The sequence below is a fragment of the Rathayibacter sp. AY1F3 genome (genome assembly GCF_002931975.1).
Classification (GTDB): domain Bacteria; phylum Actinomycetota; class Actinomycetes; order Actinomycetales; family Microbacteriaceae; genus Rathayibacter.
This window is the reverse complement of the sequence record NZ_PSVF01000018.1, coordinates 42,495-57,697: the sequence shown is the minus strand read 5'-3', so window position 1 is coordinate 57,697 and position 15,203 is coordinate 42,495. Positions and strand designations below refer to the sequence as shown.

The following is a 15,203-nucleotide window of genomic DNA, read 5'->3' as shown; positions in this document are numbered from 1 at the left end:
CGCCATCCGCATCCTGGTCGTCGACGACGAGATCAACCTGCTCCGCGCCCTCGAGACGGGCCTGGAGGCCGAGGGCTTCGCCGTGGACACCGCCACCACCGGCACCGACGCCCTCTGGTACGCGCAGGAGGCCGACTACGCCGCCATCGTCCTCGACCTGATGCTCCCGGACGTCAGCGGCTTCCGCGTCTGCGAGCGGCTGCGCGCCGCCGAGGACTGGACCCCGATCCTGATGCTCACGGCGAAGGACGGCGACCTCGACCAGGTCGAGGCCCTCGACACCGGCGCCGACGACTACCTCACCAAGCCGTTCTCGTTCCCGGTGCTCGTCGCGCGGCTGCGCGCCCTCATCCGCCGCGGAGCCGCCGAGCGGCCCACGGTGCGCGTCGTCGGCGATCTCGTGCTGGATCCGGCGTCCCGGACCGTCGAGCGGGGCGGAGTCGCCGTGCCGCTGACCGCGCGCGAGTTCAGCGTCCTCGAGTACTTCGTCTCGCGGGCGGGCGAGGTCGTCTCCAAACGCGACGTCCTCGGAGCCGTCTGGGACTTCGACTACGACGGCGACCCGAACATCGTCGAGGTCTACGTCCGCACCCTGCGCAACAAGATCGACCGGCCCTTCGGCCGCGACACCCTCCGCACCCGGCGCGGGGCGGGCTACACGCTGGTGGCCGGGTGAGCCGCCGGAGCCTGCGGACCCGCATCACCGCGGCCGCGACCGCCGTGGTGGCCGCCGCCGCGCTCCTCGGGGGCGTGCTCTTCGTCCTGGTCCTCTCCTCCGTGCTCGCCTCGAGCGCCGCCTCCGCCGCCGACGCCGAGGCGGAGCGGGTCGCGGCGCTGGTCGAGCAGGGCGGCCCGGAAGCCGTCCGCGGCTCGGAGGGACTGGTCCAGCTCGTGGTCGACGGGCGGGTCGCCGCCGCGGGCGAGGACGCGGAGGACCTCCCTCCGCTCGCGCTGGCCGAGAGCGACGACCCGGTCACGGTCGACGTTTACGACGAGGGGCCGGTGGTGGTCGCCGCCCGCGAGCTCGACGACGACTCCCTCGTCGTGGTCGGCGTGCCCGACGAGGGCCGCGAGGAGGCGGTGTCCACGACGATCGGGCTGCTCGCGGTCGCCGTCCCGCTGCTGATCGCGCTGGTGGCGGTGGTGTGCGCCGTCGTCGTCGGCCGGGCGCTGCGCCCCGTGGAGCGGATGCGCGAGGAGGCCGAGGCGGTCACCTCCTCCGCCCTGGACCGCCGGATCGCCGCTCCCGGCTCCGGCGACGAGGTCGACCGGCTGGCGCACACCCTCAACCGGATGCTCGATCGGCTGCAGAGCGGGCAGGAGCGGCAGCGGCGCTTCGTCTCGGACGCCTCGCACGAGCTGCGCTCCCCCGTCGCGGCGCTGCGCCAGACCGCGGAGGTGGCGCTCGCGCACCCGGACCGGCTCGACTCCGCCCGGCTGGCGAGGACGGTCGCGGAGGAGTCGGTGCGGCTCGGCGGGCTGATCGAGGGCCTGCTGCTGCTCGCCCGGGCGGACGAGGCGCGCCTGGCCGTGGCGGCGGCTCCCGTGGACCTCGACGACCTCGCCCTCGGCGAGGTGCGGCGCCTGCGCGACTCCGGGGCCCGGGTCGACGCGAGCGGGATCTCGCCCGTGCAGGCGGTGGCCGACGAGGCCCTGCTCTCGCGGGCGCTGCGCAACCTGGTCGACAACGCGGTGCGGCACCGCTCCTCGCAGCTGGCGCTCTCGACCCGGATCGACGGAGCGGAGGCGGTGCTCGCGGTGGACGACGACGGGCCGGGGATCCCGGCGGCGGAGCGCGAGCGGGTGCTCGAGCGCTTCGTCCGCCTCGACGAGGGCCGGGCGCGCGACGCCGGAGGCTCGGGCCTCGGCCTGGCGATCGTCGCCGGGATCGCCCGGGCGCACGGCGGACGGGTCGTCGTCGGCGACTCGGCGCTGGGCGGCGCCCGGGTCGAGGTGCGGGTGCCGCTCGTCCGCTGAGCGGGCGCTTCAGGCCTGCTTCAGCGCCCGACCGCGAGAGTGCTGGAGGCGTCGACGAGCGGCGCCGGGACGGAGCCATCGTGCAGAAGAAGACGAAGATCATCGCCGGGATCGCCGGAGCGGTCGTGCTGATCGGAGCCGGGACGGGCATCGCCTACGCCGCGACCGACGGCTTCGAGGGATCCGACTCCCTCACCGGCAGCGACCTGGACCGCGCGAGCGAGGCAGCGCTCGCCGAGATCGGCGGCGGGACCGTCACCTCGGCCGAGCGCGACGACGACGGCGCCACCGGCTACGAGCTGGACCTGACCGACCGCGCCGGCCTCGAGTACGAGGTGCGCCTCGACGACTCCTTCGCCGTCGTGTCCGTGGACCCCGACGACCGCGCTCTCCAGGCCGGCTCCGGCGACGACGGCGTGCCTGCCGGCGACCCGACCGCGGCCGCCGTGGACCCGGACGACCTCACCGGCGACGACCTCGCCCGCGCGAGCGAGGCGGCGCTGGGCGCCGTCGGCTCCGGGACCGTCACCGAGGCCGAGCGCAGCGACGACGCCGACCACGCCTTCGAGGTGGAGGTCACCCGCGAGGACGGCACGGACGTGGACGTCGAGCTCGACGCGGCGTTCGCCGTGCTCTCGACGCAGGAGTAGCGCTCTAGCGGCCGCCGGGGCCCTTCGCGGCCCCGGGCGCGGCACCGCTGCCCGCGGGGGCGCCGACTCCGGTCGCCGCACCGCGAGCGCCGGGGCCGTTGCCGTTGCCGCCCGCGTTGCCGTTGCCGTTGCCGTTGCCGCCCGCGTTGCCGTTGCCGTTGCCGTTGCCGTTGCCGTTGCCGTTGCCGTTGCCGGGAGCGTTCCCGCTGTTGCCGGGTGCGCCACCGCTGTTCCCCGGAGCGTCGCCGCTGTTCCCCGGAGCGTCGTCGCCGGGAGCGGCCGGGGTCTCCTCCGCGGGCTCCTCCGGCTCGGTCGGCGTCTCCTCCGGCTCCGACTCCTCGGGCGAGGGGGCGGGGTCGTTCTCGGTCTCGACCGGAGCCGGCGTGTCCTCCGGCTCCTCCTCGACCGGGGTCGTCTCCTCGGGAGCCGGGGCGGTGGTCTCGGCCGGCGCCGGCTCCGAGGCTCCCGCGATCAGGGCCTCGAGGTCGGCGCGGACGACGTCGACCTGCGCCTGCACCGTCGCTGCGCGGTCGGAGCTGACGGAGTCCTCGGCGAGCGCGGCGTCCAGCGCCGACTGCAGCGAGGCGAGCTCGGTGAGAGCGCCCTGGTAGTCGTCGGCCGAGGCCTTCTCGGCGACGGCCACCACCGCGTCGTCGAGGGTCTGGGCGGTGCCCTCGTCGATGCCCTGCGGCGCGGAGGAGCATCCGCTCAGCAGCAGGACCGAGGCGAGCACGGCGCCGGCGGCGCGCAGTCGGAGGCCCCTCACGAGCGGATGCTCTCGCGCAGCTGACGGAGGTGGTCGCCCAGCTCGCCGTCCACCTGCGGCAGAGGCGACTGGGGACCGTCGATCAGGATGATCGCGAGCCCGACGGCGACCGCGACCAGCGCGAGCACCAGCACGATCAGCCACGGGCTCGGGCCGCGGCGCCGCGGAGGGGCCGCCGCGGGGCGGAGCGGAGCCGTGCGCGGCGACGGAGCGGTCTGCGGCGCCGGAGCGGTCCGCGGTGCCGGTGCGATCCGCTCGGTCGCGGTGAAGCGCTGCGTCGGAGCGATCGCCTCCGTGGCCGGGTACGCGTCGGCCGCGAGCCGGCGGGTCGGGTCGAGCGCCTCCGTCCGCGTGATCGGCTCGGTCTCGGCGAGCGGCTCCGTCGACATCACCCGGGTGGCGGGGACGTCGGGGACGACGATGGCCGCCGGCGGGGAGTCGCGCCGCGGATCGATCAGGCGGCGCGCCGACTCCGCCACCTGCAGCGCGGCGGGACGCTCGCCGGGCTCGCGCCGCGTCATCGCGGTCAGGAGCGAGGTCCAGCCGCTGCCGAGCGACTCCGACACCTCGGGGTCGCGGAGCAGACGGGCGAGCGTGACCTCGATCGCCGAGCCCGTGAACGGGCGGCGGCCGGTCAGCGACTCCAGGAGCACCAGGCCGAGGGAGTAGATGTCGCTCGCCGAGGTGACCGGGTCGCCGTGCGCCTGCTCGGGGCTGAGGTAGGCGGCGGTGCCGATGAGGGTGCCGGGCGCGGTGATCCGCGTCGCGTCGATGAGGGAGGCGATGCCGAAGTCGGCCAGCTTCGGGCGGAACTCGCGGCTCGTCAGCGGGCTCGGGACGAGCAGCACGTTCGACGGCTTCACGTCGCGGTGCACGACTCCGGCCGCATGGACCGTGTGCAGGGCCTCGCCGAGGTCGCCCGCCATCGAGGCGACGTCGTTCGGCGCGACCGGGCCCTCGGCGAGCCGCTCGGACAGGCTCGGGCCCTCGGCGAGCTCCATCACCATGTAGGCCTGGCCGTTGGTGTCGTCGCCGCCGTCGTGCGCGTCGTAGAGGGTGACGAGGGCGGGGTGATTGAGCGCCGCGAGCAGCCGGATCTCGGACGCCTTGCGCTGCAGGTCCTGCGCGTCGTCGATGCCGGGGGCGAACATCTTCAGCGCGACGGAGCGGCCGAGGACGCCGTCTCGCGCCCGGTAGACCGTGGCCATGCCGCCGCGGCCGATGAGCTCCTCGATCGTGTACCGGCCGTCGACCGTCGTCCCGACGATGCGGGTGTCGCCTGTCCGGTGGGATGCCACGGGTCCTCCTCGCGGTCGGCGGCGGGTGTGCCGCGCCCCCCGGTGCGACCGTCGACCCAGGGTAGTACGTCGACCCTGCACGCCGCCCTCCCCCGGCCGGGCTGTCAAGCGGGTGCCCCCGCGCGCGCCCCGACGTAGCGTCGGAGGTCCCGACGAAAGGCGACGACATGGACCAGGACCGCACGGAGCAGGACGACCAGGGCTCGACCATCGGCAAGCCGGACGGGGCGGCGCCCGCCACCTCCTCCGAGAGCGAGACCATCGAGAAGGACATCTCGGAGTCGCCCGGCAGCGAGCGCGAGACCGAGGCCAAGCAGGACTCGGATCCGGCGGAGAGCCGCACCGAGGTCTCCGGCTCCGCCGAGGTGAAGGCCGTGCCCGGCACGGGCGGCCCGGACGACGTGGGCGACGTCGAGGTCGACCCCGACGAGGTCTCGCTGAACGGCAAGCCGTTCCCGGGTCACGCCGGCACGAAGTAGGACGCCCGGGAGGGGCGGGGCCGCGGCTCCGCCCCTCCCGTGCTCTCCGGTCCACCCACCACCGGTCGTCCGCCCTTTCCGGAGGTTCCGCGGACCGCGCGGATCGTCCCGCGCCTGTCAGGCGAGCGGCGTCAGGCGATCGGCGTCAGCAGGCCCGGGTCGCGGCGGTCGACGGTGCGGGAGTTGTTCACGCGGCGGTCGACCGGGTGGGCCGTGACGGTCGAGGCCATCGCGACGGACGCCCGGTCGAGGGTGGCGAGCATCTCCTCGGCGGAGGCGAGCGGAGCCGGGTCGAGCCAGGAGTCGCGCACGTCGGGCGTGAGGAACACGGGCATCCGGTCGTGCACCTCGCCGGAGGCGTCGCGCGCCTCGCGGGTGATGATCGTGAAGGAGACGCGCCAGTCGTCGCCCTCCTTGCGGGCCGTGTAGAGGCCGGCCGCGGCGAGGATCGGCTCCTCGCCCTGCAGGAACCAGGGCTGCTTGCCGTCGGCGCGGGTCTCCCACTCGTAGTACCCGCGCATCGGCACGATCGCGCGCTGCTTGGCGAACGCCCCGCGGAACAGGCCGTTCGTCGCGACCGACTCGAGGCGCGCGTTGATCGGCGAGGGCCCCCTGCCCTTCGACCAGGACGGGGTGAAGCCCCAGGACGCGAGCTCCAGCTCGCGCTCCCGCTCGCCGTCGTGGAGCCGCTCGCGCACGATCGGCGCGACATCGGTGGGAGCGACGCTGTAGTCGGGCGCCCAGTCCTCGGCGCGCCCGCCCGCGGCGACGAACTCGCGGATCAGCTCATCGGTCTCGGAGTCCATCGCGAAGCGGCCGCACATGCGGGACAGGCTACGCCGCACCTCCGACGCCGCGCGAGGCGCCCGGTCCGACCACCCGGGACTTCGCGGACCAGAAGCGCATCAGCGCGCCGGCGAGGATCGAGCCCAGCGCACCGGCGGCGAGATCCCCGAGCGTGTCCTCGTAGCCGACGAAGATCGAGGAGTCGATGAAGCGGTGCCCCGCCCACTCGCCCCACTCCCACAGGACGCCCGCCGTCGTCCCGAAGCAGGCGCAGAGCACGACCGCCGGGAGCAGCGGCCCGCGATCGCCCGCGACGGCCGGCACGACTCCGGCCCGCGCGGCGACGATGTAGGCCACCGCGGCGATCAGCCCGTTGAGCACGCAGTGCACGACCAGGTCCCACTGCGGCCACGCCTCGTACAGGCCGAGGACGCTGCTCCAGGACGCCACGAGCAGCGCGAGCCCGAAGAGGGCGTCGAGCGCCGGACGGATGCCGAGGAAGCGCGGCAGAACCAGCCCGATCGCCGCGAGCGCGAGCACCGCCACATCCACCAGGTCCCAGCCGATCGCGGCCGCCACGATGCTCGCCGCCCCGATCGCGCGGATGCCGTCGGCCGTCCACTCCCCGCGGGTGCGCGGGGGCTCGAGGAAGGTCTCGACGAGGGCGGAGCCGCTCACGGGTTCGTGAAGCGCAGCACGGCCTGGACCGGCTCGTGGTCGGAGGGCGCCGCTCCCCCGTAGCGGACGGCGTTGATCCCCGCGGAGACGACCTCGAAGGCGCCCTCGCTGACGAGCAGCCAGTCGATCCGCTTGCCCGGCGCCGGCGCGCGGTAGTTCGAGAAGGTGCTCCACGAGTGGGTGAGGTGCTTCTCCGCCGTCTCCCACGCGTCCGCGAGGCGGCCCTCCTCGAGGATCGTCCGGTAGGGGACGGTGTCGACGTCGGTGTTGGTGTCGCCCATCACGATCGCGGGGCGTCCGAGCTCGAGGACGCGGCGGGCGATCAGCTCGGCGGAGCGCTGGCGCGAGCGCCGCGAGATGTGGTCGAAGTGGGTCGAGACCACGGTGAGCTCGCGGCTGGTCGCGTGATCGGTCAGCTCCGCGATCACGGCGGTGCGCGGGATGCGGTTGCCCCAGCTGCGCGAGCCGGCGACGTCCGGGGTGTCCGAGAGGGCGATCTGGGTCCAGTGCCGGACGGCGTAGCGGCTGCGGTCGACGAAGAGCATCACGCGCTCGCCGCCGCGGTCCGCGTCCCGGCCGAAGCCCATCGCCTCGAAGGAGGAGCCCAGCGCCTCGTGCACGGCGGCCGACTGGTCCGGCAGCGCCTCCTGCACGGCGAGGATCGAGGGGCGCTCCTGCTCCAGCACCCGCTGGACGAGCGGGCGGCGCCGGTCCCACTGGTCGACGGCGCGGGAGGTGAGGCGCGGCATGCGGCGGCGGATGTTGTAGGTCATCACGTGCAGATCGGGCGCCTCGGTCGGGCCGATCAGAGGCGTCGCGTCGGTCATCACTCCACCCTACGGGGGCGGATCGAGGTGCCACGGAGGCTTGCGGTGACCGCTCCCGGCCGCTCTACTTCGGACATGCCCCTCTCCCAGGACCTCACCGCTCTCGCCGACGAGCGCTTCGTCTCGCTCACCACGTTCCGGAAGTCCGGGGACGCCGTCTCGACCCCGGTCTGGATCGCCCGCGACGGCGACGAGCTGATCGTCACCACTCCCCGCCGCAGCGGCAAGGTGAAGCGCCTCCGCAACGACGCGCGGGTGACCCTCGTCCCGTGCGACCGCCGCGGCCGCGTCTCCGACTACGCGGTGCCGGTCGAGGCCGCCGCGGAGATCGACGCCGACCCCGGCGAGGTCGAGCGCCTGGGCCGCGTGTTCCTGGCGAAGTACCGGCTCGAGTACCGCGTGTTCCTCCTGATCGAGGGCCTGGTCACCCGGGCCGACCGCACCCGCGTGATGCTCCGCGTCTCCGACCGCTGACCCGGCTCCGCCCTACACCCCCGGAGGCTCCCGCCGGAAGGCCTGGGGGCCGCCGGACCCGGGGTCTACCGTGGGGCGATCGCCGGTGCCCCTGCGCGCTTCCCGCGCGCGCTCCGGCGGCAGTCAGAAGGAGCACGCAATGAGCATCGGAGCAGGGATCTTCCTCCTCGTCGTCGGCGCGGTCCTCGCCTTCGCGGTGGACGTGCAGGTGTCCGGGATCGACCTGAAGCTGGTCGGCTACATCCTCATGGCGGCCGGAGCGGTCGGCCTGATCCTCGGGCTGGTCCTGCTGACGCGCCGCCGCCAGGCCGTCTCGACCACGCGCTCGGCCGTCGACCCGGCCAGCGGCGAGCAGGTCACCCGCCGCTCGAGTGAGAGCGACGGCCCGCTGATCTGATCGGCGGAACGACGAAGGGCGGGACCTCGCGGTCCCGCCCTTCGTCGTTCACGGCCCTACTCGGCGGGCTCGTCCGGCTCGCCGCCGGAGACGGTGTCGGTGTCGCCGCCACCGGAGGAGGTGTCCGTCCCGGTGCCGTCGGGGAGGTCCTCGGTCTTCTCGGTGTCCTCACCCGTGGTGCGGTCGGTGCTCATGGCGCTCTCCCTTCGCGTCGGCGACCTGCCGACCCTCCCACTCTGCTCCGCCCGCGCCTCGCGGGGCAGGGGGTAGCGGAGGCGGAGGGCGGCGTGGAAGGCGCCTACTCCTCGACGACGATGGTGGTGATGACCGGGTTCCGGCGGTGGCGGCGGGTCAGCCAGCGGCCGAGGGTGCGCGTGATCAGCGCCTCCATGGCCTCGAGCTCGACCGGCTTGCCCGCGGCCTGCAGGACGGCGTCGTCGATCGCCTTGCTCGCGTTGGCCTTCCAGCCCGGCTCCTCGACGAAGCCGCGGGTGAAGAACTCGACCGGCTCGCCGAGCGTGCCGCGGTCGAGGTCGGCGATGGCGAGGACCGTGATGGCCCCCTCCTCGGCGAGGACGATGCGGTCGTTCATCGCGTCCTCGGTGGCGACGCCCATCGTGGTGCCGTCGACCAGGATCTGGTCGGCCGGGATGCGCCCGCTGATGCGCGAACGGCCCTTCACCAGGTCGATCGAGACGCCGTCCTCGATGACGAAGACGTCCTTCTCGTCGATCCCGGTGCGCGTCGCGATCGCCGCGTTCGCGGTGAGGTGGCGCCACTCGCCGTGCACGGGGAGCACCGCGGTGGGGCGCAGGATGTTGTAGCAGTAGGCGAGCTCGCCCGCGCTGGCGTGACCCGAGACGTGCACCTTGGCGTTGCCCTTGTGCACGACGGTGGCGCCCCAGCGGGTGAAGGCGTTGATGATCCGGTAGATCGCGTTCTCGTTGCCGGGGATCAGCGAGCTGGCCAGCAGCACGGTGTCGCCGGGGCCGATGTCGATGATGTGGTCCTTGTTGGCCATGCGCGAGAGCGCCGCCATCGGCTCGCCCTGCGAACCGGTGCAGATCATCACGATCTCGGTCGCGGGGAGCTTCTCGAGCACCTTCATGTCGACGACGAGGCCGGCCGGGATCTTGAGGTAGCCCAGGTCGGCGGCGATGCCCATGTTGCGGACCATCGAGCGGCCGACGAAGGCGACCTTGCGGCCGTGGCGCTGCGCGGCGTCGAGGACCTGCTGGATGCGGTGCACGTGGCTCGCGAAGCTGGACACGACGATGCGGCGCGGCGCGGTGCGGAACACCTGGTCGATCGCGGGGGCGAGGTCGCCCTCCGAGATCGCGAAGCCGGGGACGTCGGCGTTCGTGGAGTCGACCAGGAACAGGTCGACGCCCTCGTCGCCGAGGCGCGCGAAGCCGGGGAGGTCGGTGGTGCGCCCGTCGAGCGGGAACTGGTCCATCTTGAAGTCGCCCGTGTGCAGCACGAGGCCGGCCTCGGTGCGGATCGCGACGGCGAGCCCGTCCGGGATGGAGTGGTTCACGGCGAGGAACTCGAGGTCGAAGACGCCGGCGTCGATCCGGTCGCCCTCCTTCACCGGGCGCGTGCGCGGCGTGATGCGGTGCTCCTGCAGCTTCGCGCTGATCAGCGCGAGGGTGAAGGTCGAGGCGATGATCGGGATGTCGCCGCGCTCCTTGAGGAGGTACGGCACGCCGCCGATGTGGTCCTCGTGGCCGTGGGTGAGGACGATGGCCTCGATGTCCTTCAGGCGCGAGCGGATCGCGGCGAAGTCGGGGAGGATCACGTCGATGCCGGGCTGGTTCTCCTCGGGGAAGAGGACGCCGCAGTCGACGATGAGCAGCTTGCCCTTGTGCTCGAAGACGGTCATGTTGCGGCCGATCTCGCCGAGGCCGCCGAGCGGAGTGATCCGCATGGCGCCCTTCTCGAGGGGCTTGGGCTTGGGGAGCTCGAGGTGGTGGCGGGCGGGCTTGGCGGTTCTGGCGTTTCTCATGCGGTTCTTCCGGGAGGGAGTGGCTGGACGCGGGCGCGCGGCTCAGGGTCCGACCGCGCGCCCGGTCGGGCCGCGGTGATGTGTCGCTCCGGCGCTGTGAGCGCTGTCGGGAGCGGGTGGAGGTGTGCGGGACGGGGCCGGGCGGGGCCGCTCTCAGCGGGCGGTGCCGTCCGTGCGGCGCGCTCTCGCGCACCGACCGTCCCGTACATCCTGCCAGCGTTCCCTGGGTCGCGGGTCCAGGAGGCGGGATCCGGGCCTCGCAGGCGCTCAGGCGCGCGCGTCCTCCGGGGTCTCGGCGGCCTCCTCCGCCGCGCGGAGCACGCGCAGGGTGTTGCGTCCGGCGAGGTCGAGCAGCTCCGCGTCGCTCCAGCCGCGGTCGGCCAGCTCGGCCAGCAGGCGCGGGTAGCCCGAGACGTCGCCGAGCCCCTCGGGCAGGTCGGCGACGCCGTCGAAGTCGCTGCCGAGGCCGACGTGCCGGGACCCGACGGCCTCGCGGGCGGCGTCGACGTGGTCGGCGACCTGCGCGACGGTGACGAGCGGCGCCGGATGCGCGCGGCGCCACTGCTCGAAGGCGGCGAGCGCGGCGGGCTCGGCCACCGGGAACGCGGCCCGGTTCGCCCGCGCGGCGTCCTCGGGCGCCTCGGCGGGGCGGGGGGCGCGGGGCCAGGGCATCGACGTGGTGATCCCGAGCCCGGCGCGGGCGGCGTCGGCCTCGGCCGACCAGTCGGCGAAGGCGCGCGAGACGAACTGCGCGACGAAGGCGATCTGCAGCACTCCTCCGTTCGCGGCGAGCGCCGCGAGGGCCCGGGCGGAGACGTTGCGCGGATGCGCGGCGACGTCCGCGACTCCGGAGTGGGAGTAGAGGACGGGAGCGGAGGTGGCGGCGAGCGCGGCGAGCTGGGTGCGCTCGGAGGTGTGCGAGAGGTCGACGACGACGCCGAGCCGGTTCAGCTCGTGGACGACGGCCACCCCGTCCGCCGTGAGCCCGCCCTCGACCGGGGTGCCGGTGGCGGCCTCCGCCCAGTCGAGGGAGCTGTTGTGCGTGAGCGTCATCGTCCGCACGCCCAGCCGGGCGAGCATCCGGAGCACGCCGAGGGAGGAGGCGACGGAGTGGCCGCCCTCGATCCCGAGGAAGGAGGCGATCCGGCCGGAGGCGACCGCCTGCTCCGCCTCCCGCACCGTGGTCACGATGCGCAGGTCGCGCGGGTGGGCGGCGGCGAACCGGTACGCGGCGTCGATCTGCTCCAGCGTCGCGGCCACCGCGTCGCCCTCGCTCTGCAGCGCCGAGACGAAGACCGACCAGACCTGCGCCGAGACGCCTCCCGCGCGCAGCCGCGGCAGGTCGGTGTGGAACTCCGGGCGGGGCCGGTCGAAGCCCTCGACGCGGTACCCCTCGTAGCGCCGCAGCCCGCAGAGCAGGTCGTTGTGCGTGTCGAGCAGCACCTCGCCCTCGAGGAGCCGGCGGAGGCGCTCGGCGCTCACGCGTCGTCGTCGGTGGGGATCGGCCCGACGCCGCGCCAGCGGGAGAACACCAGGGTCGTGTAGGTGTCGGCGACCACCGGGTCGGAGGTGACGCAGTCGAGGACGAAGTCGCTCAGCTCGTCGGGGCTCGCGGCGACCACCTCGATCAGGTAGTCGTCCTCGCCCGCGACCAGCCACAGGTTCACCACCTGGGGCAGCTTCGACATCGCCTCGGCGAAGCGGGCGTTCTCGGCTCGGGAGTGCTCGCGCAGCTGGACGCGGAGGATCGCGCGGATGCCCTTGCCGAGCAGGCGCGCGTCGACCTCGGCGTGGAAGCCCGAGATGACTCCGCTCTCGATCAGCGCCCGCACCCGGGCCAGCGAGGAGGAGGGCGCGAGGCCGATCCGGTCGGCCAGCTCCTTGTTCGGGATGCGCCCGTCCTGCACCAGGACGTTGATGATCGCGCGGTCGACCTCGTCGAGCCGGACCGGCCTAATTATGTTCGGCAAGGGAGACACCTTTCGCGGGGGTGAGCCGCTTCTGTGCGGCCAGAGTAGGAATCGCTGTACAGGATACAGACCGTTTGCCTCAACGGGCATCGACGTGCAGACTTTCTGCGAGATCACCGAACGCATGCGCCAGTCCCCTCGATGACGCCGCACCCTCCCGACTCCCCCGAGTCTCCCGATGCACCACACACGAAGGGGTACCTCCTCCCATGAAACGGCTCCCGAAGCTCCTGATGGCGGCGGTCGCGATGACCGCGGCCGTCGGCCTGCTGTCCGCCTGCGGCACCGACGCGACGTCGTCGAGTCAGGCCGGCACGTCCTCCCACGTCCTCACCGTCGGCAAGCTGCTCCCCCTGCAGGCCGTCGATCCGCACAAGGTGAACGACGGCATGTCGAACGAGGTGCTCACCGCCGTCTTCGACGGCCTCTACACGCTCGACGCAGACGGTCAGATCGACCCGCTGATGGCGGAGAGCGTCGAGAAGTCCGACGACGGCCTGACCTACACCTTCACGATCCGCGACGCGTCGTGGAGCAACGGGACGCCGGTCACCGCGCAGGACTTCGAGTACTCGTGGAAGCGCCTGGTGAACCCGGCCACCGCGGCCCCGAACAGCAACGAGGCGGTCGCCGCGGGCATCAAGAACGCGAACGAGATCGTCAACGAGGGGATGGACTACACCCAGCTCGGCGTCACGGCGCTCGACGACAAGACCCTGCAGGTGCAGCTCGCCGCGGACGTGCCCTACTTCCAGGCGCTGCTGGTGCGGCCGGCGTTCCTCCCGGTGAACCAGGCCTACCTGGAGAGCGTGGGCGACACCTACGGCCAGACCCCCGAGACGACGATCTACAACGGGCCCTTCGTCTGGGACTCGTGGGACTTCGCGAACAACTTCTCGGTCGCCAAGAACGCCGACTACTGGAACGCCTCCGGCATCGACCTGGACGCGATCAAGTGGCAGGTCGTGAAGGACTCGCAGACCGCGGCGCTCCTCCAGGAGAGCGGCGACCTCGACTTCACCGAGATCTCCGGAAGCCTGATCGACCGCTACACCGACTCCCCCGAGCTGACCACGGCGCTCGAGGTGCACATGTGGTACTTCTACCCCAACCTCCAGAACCCGGCGCTCGCGAACGAGGACATCCGCACCGCGCTGGCCACCTCCTTCGACAAGGAGGCGCTCGCCGACGAGGTGCTGAAGAACGGCGCCCAGCCGGCCGACTACTTCGTCGGTCAGAACCTGGCGGTCGGACCCGACGGGAAGCAGTTCCGCGACACGGGCGGCAGCTACCTCGCCTACGACCTCGACGCGGCGCAGGCCGCCTGGACGAAGGGCCTCGCCGCCCTGGGCACCGACTCCGTGAGCCTCACGCTCTCGTACTGGGACGACGAGGCCTCGATCGCGCAGGCCGAGTACGTCGCCTCGCAGTGGGAGGCGAACCTGCCCGGTCTGAGCATCGAGCTCACCAGCCAGCCCAAGGCGACGGCGAACGAGCAGGCCACGGCCGGCGACTTCGACCTCTACCTCTTCCGCTGGGGCCCCGACTACAAGGATCCGATGGCGTTCCTGGAGCTGCTGTCCTCCACCTCCGCCCGCGACTTCGGCGGCTACGCGAACCCGGAGTACGACTCGATCATCGCCGCGGCCCGCACCGCCGACATGCTCTCCCAGCCGGAGGCGCGCTGGCAGAGCCTGCACGACGCGGAGGACATCCTGATGGGCGACGTGGCGGTGATCCCGACCGTGCAGAACGGCATCGCGATGCTGATCAACCCCGCCGTGCAGGGCATGGAGGTCCGCAACGTGAGCCTGACCTGGAACTACCGCCTCGTCACGAAGGACGACTGATGCGCACCACCCCCCGAGAGGAGACGGCACGATGACCGCGACGAGGACCCTGCGCGAGCTGATGGAGTCCGGGAGCGTCCTGGCCCCCTGCGTCTTCGACTGCTCCTCCGCCCGAGCGGTCGAGCTGGCCGGCTTCGAGGCGATGCTGCTGAGCGGATCGGAGGTGTCGATGTCGATGAAGGGCATCCCCGACCTCGGACTGCTCTCGCTGGAGGAGCTCCTCTGGGCGGTGGAGCGGATCGTCGACATGTCGCCGCTGCCGCTCGCGGTCGACATCGAGGACGGCTTCGGCGCCAGTCCCCTGCAGGTCTACGAGACCTGCAGGCGGGTGGCCAAGGCCGGCGCGATGGCGGTGCTGATGGAGGACGAGTTCGAGCCCGGCTACGCCCGGGACGTCTCGGCCGACAACATGATCCCCCGCGAGGAGTACTACGCGAAGGTGCGGGCCGCCGTCCGCGCCGTCGAGGGCACCGACTGCATGGTGATCGCGCGCAGCAACTACGGCAGCGCGAACCTGGAGGAGGGCATCCAGCGGATGATCGACTGCGTCGCCCTCGGAGCGCACGCGACGGTCGTGGTCAACGTCACGACCCTCGCGGACGCCGCCGAGGTGGCCCGCCGGGTGCCGGGGCTGAAGATGTTCGCCGACATCAACGCCAAGCGCGGCCTCGAGCAGATGTCGTTCGCGCAGCTGGCGGAGCTGGGCTTCCAGCTGGTCACGATGCACTTCACGATGAAGGCGTCCATGGCCGGGATGATCGAGGCCGGCCGGGCGAACCTCGCCGAGATGGGCAACACCTACTCGAACGAGCTGATGCCGGAGGAATACCCGGGCCACAGCGGCATGGCGTTCTTCGCCGCGCAGGAGCTGCTCGACCTCGAGTCGGAGTTCTCGGGCCGCGTCCAGTCGTTCAACGACCCGCGGACCGTGCACACGGCCCCGGCCGGCTGAGCGCGCCCGCACCACTGCAGGGCCGTCCGCCCGCGCCTCGAGCGCGGCGGGCGGCCCTTCGTCGTGCGCGGGACGCGCGGGGCGCGGCGCCGAA

Annotated in this window: 17 protein-coding genes; 8 read left to right on the top strand and 9 right to left on the bottom strand. The window is 73.1% G+C overall.

Annotated elements, in window-relative coordinates:
• Positions 1-4: 4 nt before the first annotated feature.
• From C5C39_RS11860 to C5C39_RS11850, 3 genes are all read left to right on the top strand, one after another.
• Entirely contained in the window at positions 5-676 is a 672-nt protein-coding gene (locus C5C39_RS11860; protein WP_104249963.1) for a response regulator transcription factor, read from the top strand.
• Positions 673-1,977, top strand: a complete 1,305-nt coding sequence (locus tag C5C39_RS11855; RefSeq protein ID WP_104353453.1) for a cell wall metabolism sensor histidine kinase WalK — start codon at positions 673-675, stop codon at positions 1,975-1,977. The genes C5C39_RS11860 and C5C39_RS11855 overlap by 4 nt, the downstream gene beginning before the upstream one ends.
• Positions 1,978-2,057: 80 nt before the next feature.
• Positions 2,058-2,627, top strand: a complete 570-nt coding sequence (locus C5C39_RS11850) for a PepSY domain-containing protein (protein WP_104353452.1) — start codon at positions 2,058-2,060, stop codon at positions 2,625-2,627.
• A gap of 4 nt (positions 2,628-2,631) precedes the next feature.
• Here the strand turns inward: C5C39_RS11850 and C5C39_RS11845 are convergent, their stop codons facing one another.
• Entirely contained in the window at positions 2,632-3,393 is a 762-nt protein-coding gene (locus C5C39_RS11845; protein ID WP_104353451.1) for a hypothetical protein, read from the bottom strand.
• Complete coding sequence (locus C5C39_RS11840; RefSeq protein ID WP_104353450.1) at positions 3,390-4,691, bottom strand: serine/threonine-protein kinase; 1,302 nt, start codon at positions 4,689-4,691, stop codon at positions 3,390-3,392. The genes C5C39_RS11845 and C5C39_RS11840 overlap by 4 nt, the downstream gene beginning before the upstream one ends.
• A 167-nt stretch (positions 4,692-4,858) precedes the next feature.
• On the opposite strand from C5C39_RS11840, the gene C5C39_RS11835 reads away from it, so the two are divergent.
• On the top strand, positions 4,859-5,170 hold the full coding sequence (locus C5C39_RS11835; protein WP_104222919.1) for a hypothetical protein: 312 nt from the start codon (positions 4,859-4,861) through the stop codon (positions 5,168-5,170).
• 131 nt (positions 5,171-5,301) lie between these two features.
• Here the strand turns inward: C5C39_RS11835 and C5C39_RS11830 are convergent, their stop codons facing one another.
• From C5C39_RS11830 to C5C39_RS11820, 3 genes are read right to left on the bottom strand one after another with little or no spacing between them, the layout of a single operon-like run.
• Positions 5,302-5,994, bottom strand: a complete 693-nt coding sequence (locus tag C5C39_RS11830; RefSeq protein WP_104353449.1) for an SOS response-associated peptidase — start codon at positions 5,992-5,994, stop codon at positions 5,302-5,304.
• A 10-nt stretch (positions 5,995-6,004) separates the two neighbouring features.
• Complete coding sequence (locus C5C39_RS11825; protein ID WP_104226114.1) at positions 6,005-6,634, bottom strand: hypothetical protein; 630 nt, start codon at positions 6,632-6,634, stop codon at positions 6,005-6,007.
• Positions 6,631-7,461, bottom strand: a complete 831-nt coding sequence (locus C5C39_RS11820) for an endonuclease/exonuclease/phosphatase family protein (RefSeq protein ID WP_104353448.1) — start codon at positions 7,459-7,461, stop codon at positions 6,631-6,633. The genes C5C39_RS11825 and C5C39_RS11820 overlap by 4 nt, the downstream gene beginning before the upstream one ends.
• Positions 7,462-7,536: 75 nt before the next feature.
• Here C5C39_RS11820 and C5C39_RS11815 point away from each other — a divergent pair, with 75 nt between their 5' ends.
• Positions 7,537-7,935: a PPOX class F420-dependent oxidoreductase gene (locus tag C5C39_RS11815; RefSeq protein ID WP_104238818.1), complete on the top strand. Its 399-nt coding sequence runs from the start codon at positions 7,537-7,539 to the stop codon at positions 7,933-7,935.
• A 139-nt stretch (positions 7,936-8,074) separates the two neighbouring features.
• Positions 8,075-8,332 (top strand): DUF6458 family protein, encoded by a 258-nt coding sequence (locus tag C5C39_RS11810; RefSeq protein WP_104222924.1) that lies wholly within the window; start codon positions 8,075-8,077, stop codon positions 8,330-8,332.
• Between the two features lie 56 nt (positions 8,333-8,388).
• Here C5C39_RS11810 and C5C39_RS17520 read toward each other — a convergent pair whose 3' ends face one another.
• The 4 genes from C5C39_RS17520 to C5C39_RS11795 form a co-directional block, all read right to left on the bottom strand.
• The gene (locus tag C5C39_RS17520; protein ID WP_159940924.1) at positions 8,389-8,526 is read right to left on the bottom strand and encodes a hypothetical protein; all 138 of its coding nucleotides are present in this window, start codon (positions 8,524-8,526) and stop codon (positions 8,389-8,391) included.
• 104 nt (positions 8,527-8,630) lie between these two features.
• Complete coding sequence (locus C5C39_RS11805) at positions 8,631-10,337, bottom strand: ribonuclease J (RefSeq protein ID WP_104222925.1); 1,707 nt, start codon at positions 10,335-10,337, stop codon at positions 8,631-8,633.
• A 267-nt stretch (positions 10,338-10,604) separates the two neighbouring features.
• Entirely contained in the window at positions 10,605-11,819 is a 1,215-nt protein-coding gene (locus C5C39_RS11800; protein WP_104353447.1) for a dipeptidase, read from the bottom strand.
• Entirely contained in the window at positions 11,816-12,307 is a 492-nt protein-coding gene (locus tag C5C39_RS11795) for an Lrp/AsnC family transcriptional regulator (RefSeq protein ID WP_208543320.1), read from the bottom strand. Before C5C39_RS11795 ends, C5C39_RS11800 begins: the two co-directional genes overlap by 4 nt.
• A 209-nt stretch (positions 12,308-12,516) precedes the next feature.
• Between C5C39_RS11795 and C5C39_RS11790 the strand changes: the two genes are divergently transcribed.
• Together C5C39_RS11790 and C5C39_RS11785 are read left to right on the top strand one after the other, a co-directional pair.
• A complete protein-coding gene (locus C5C39_RS11790; RefSeq protein WP_104353446.1) occupies positions 12,517-14,157 on the top strand; it encodes a peptide ABC transporter substrate-binding protein in 1,641 nt (546 codons plus the stop codon).
• Positions 14,158-14,188: 31 nt separating this feature from the next.
• Positions 14,189-15,109, top strand: coding sequence for an oxaloacetate decarboxylase (locus tag C5C39_RS11785; RefSeq protein WP_104238814.1), 921 nt, complete (start codon positions 14,189-14,191; stop codon positions 15,107-15,109).
• Positions 15,110-15,203 lie beyond the last annotated feature (94 nt).

What these genes read in the sequence shown, in the direction of transcription:
- C5C39_RS11830 (WP_104353449.1), bottom strand. Translation starts at nt 5,994, where the DNA reads ATGTGCGGCCGCTTCGCGATGGACTCCGAGACCGATGAGCTGATCCGC.
- C5C39_RS11815 (WP_104238818.1), top strand. Translation starts at nt 7,537, where the DNA reads ATGCCCCTCTCCCAGGACCTCACCGCTCTCGCCGACGAGCGCTTCGTC.
- C5C39_RS11785 (WP_104238814.1), top strand. Translation starts at nt 14,189, where the DNA reads ATGACCGCGACGAGGACCCTGCGCGAGCTGATGGAGTCCGGGAGCGTC.
- C5C39_RS11790 (WP_104353446.1), top strand. Translation starts at nt 12,517, where the DNA reads ATGAAACGGCTCCCGAAGCTCCTGATGGCGGCGGTCGCGATGACCGCG.
- C5C39_RS11810 (WP_104222924.1), top strand. Translation starts at nt 8,075, where the DNA reads ATGAGCATCGGAGCAGGGATCTTCCTCCTCGTCGTCGGCGCGGTCCTC.
- C5C39_RS17520 (WP_159940924.1), bottom strand. Translation starts at nt 8,526, where the DNA reads ATGAGCACCGACCGCACCACGGGTGAGGACACCGAGAAGACCGAGGAC.
- C5C39_RS11820 (WP_104353448.1), bottom strand. Translation starts at nt 7,461, where the DNA reads ATGACCGACGCGACGCCTCTGATCGGCCCGACCGAGGCGCCCGATCTG.
- C5C39_RS11835 (WP_104222919.1), top strand. Translation starts at nt 4,859, where the DNA reads ATGGACCAGGACCGCACGGAGCAGGACGACCAGGGCTCGACCATCGGC.
- C5C39_RS11805 (WP_104222925.1), bottom strand. Translation starts at nt 10,337, where the DNA reads ATGAGAAACGCCAGAACCGCCAAGCCCGCCCGCCACCACCTCGAGCTC.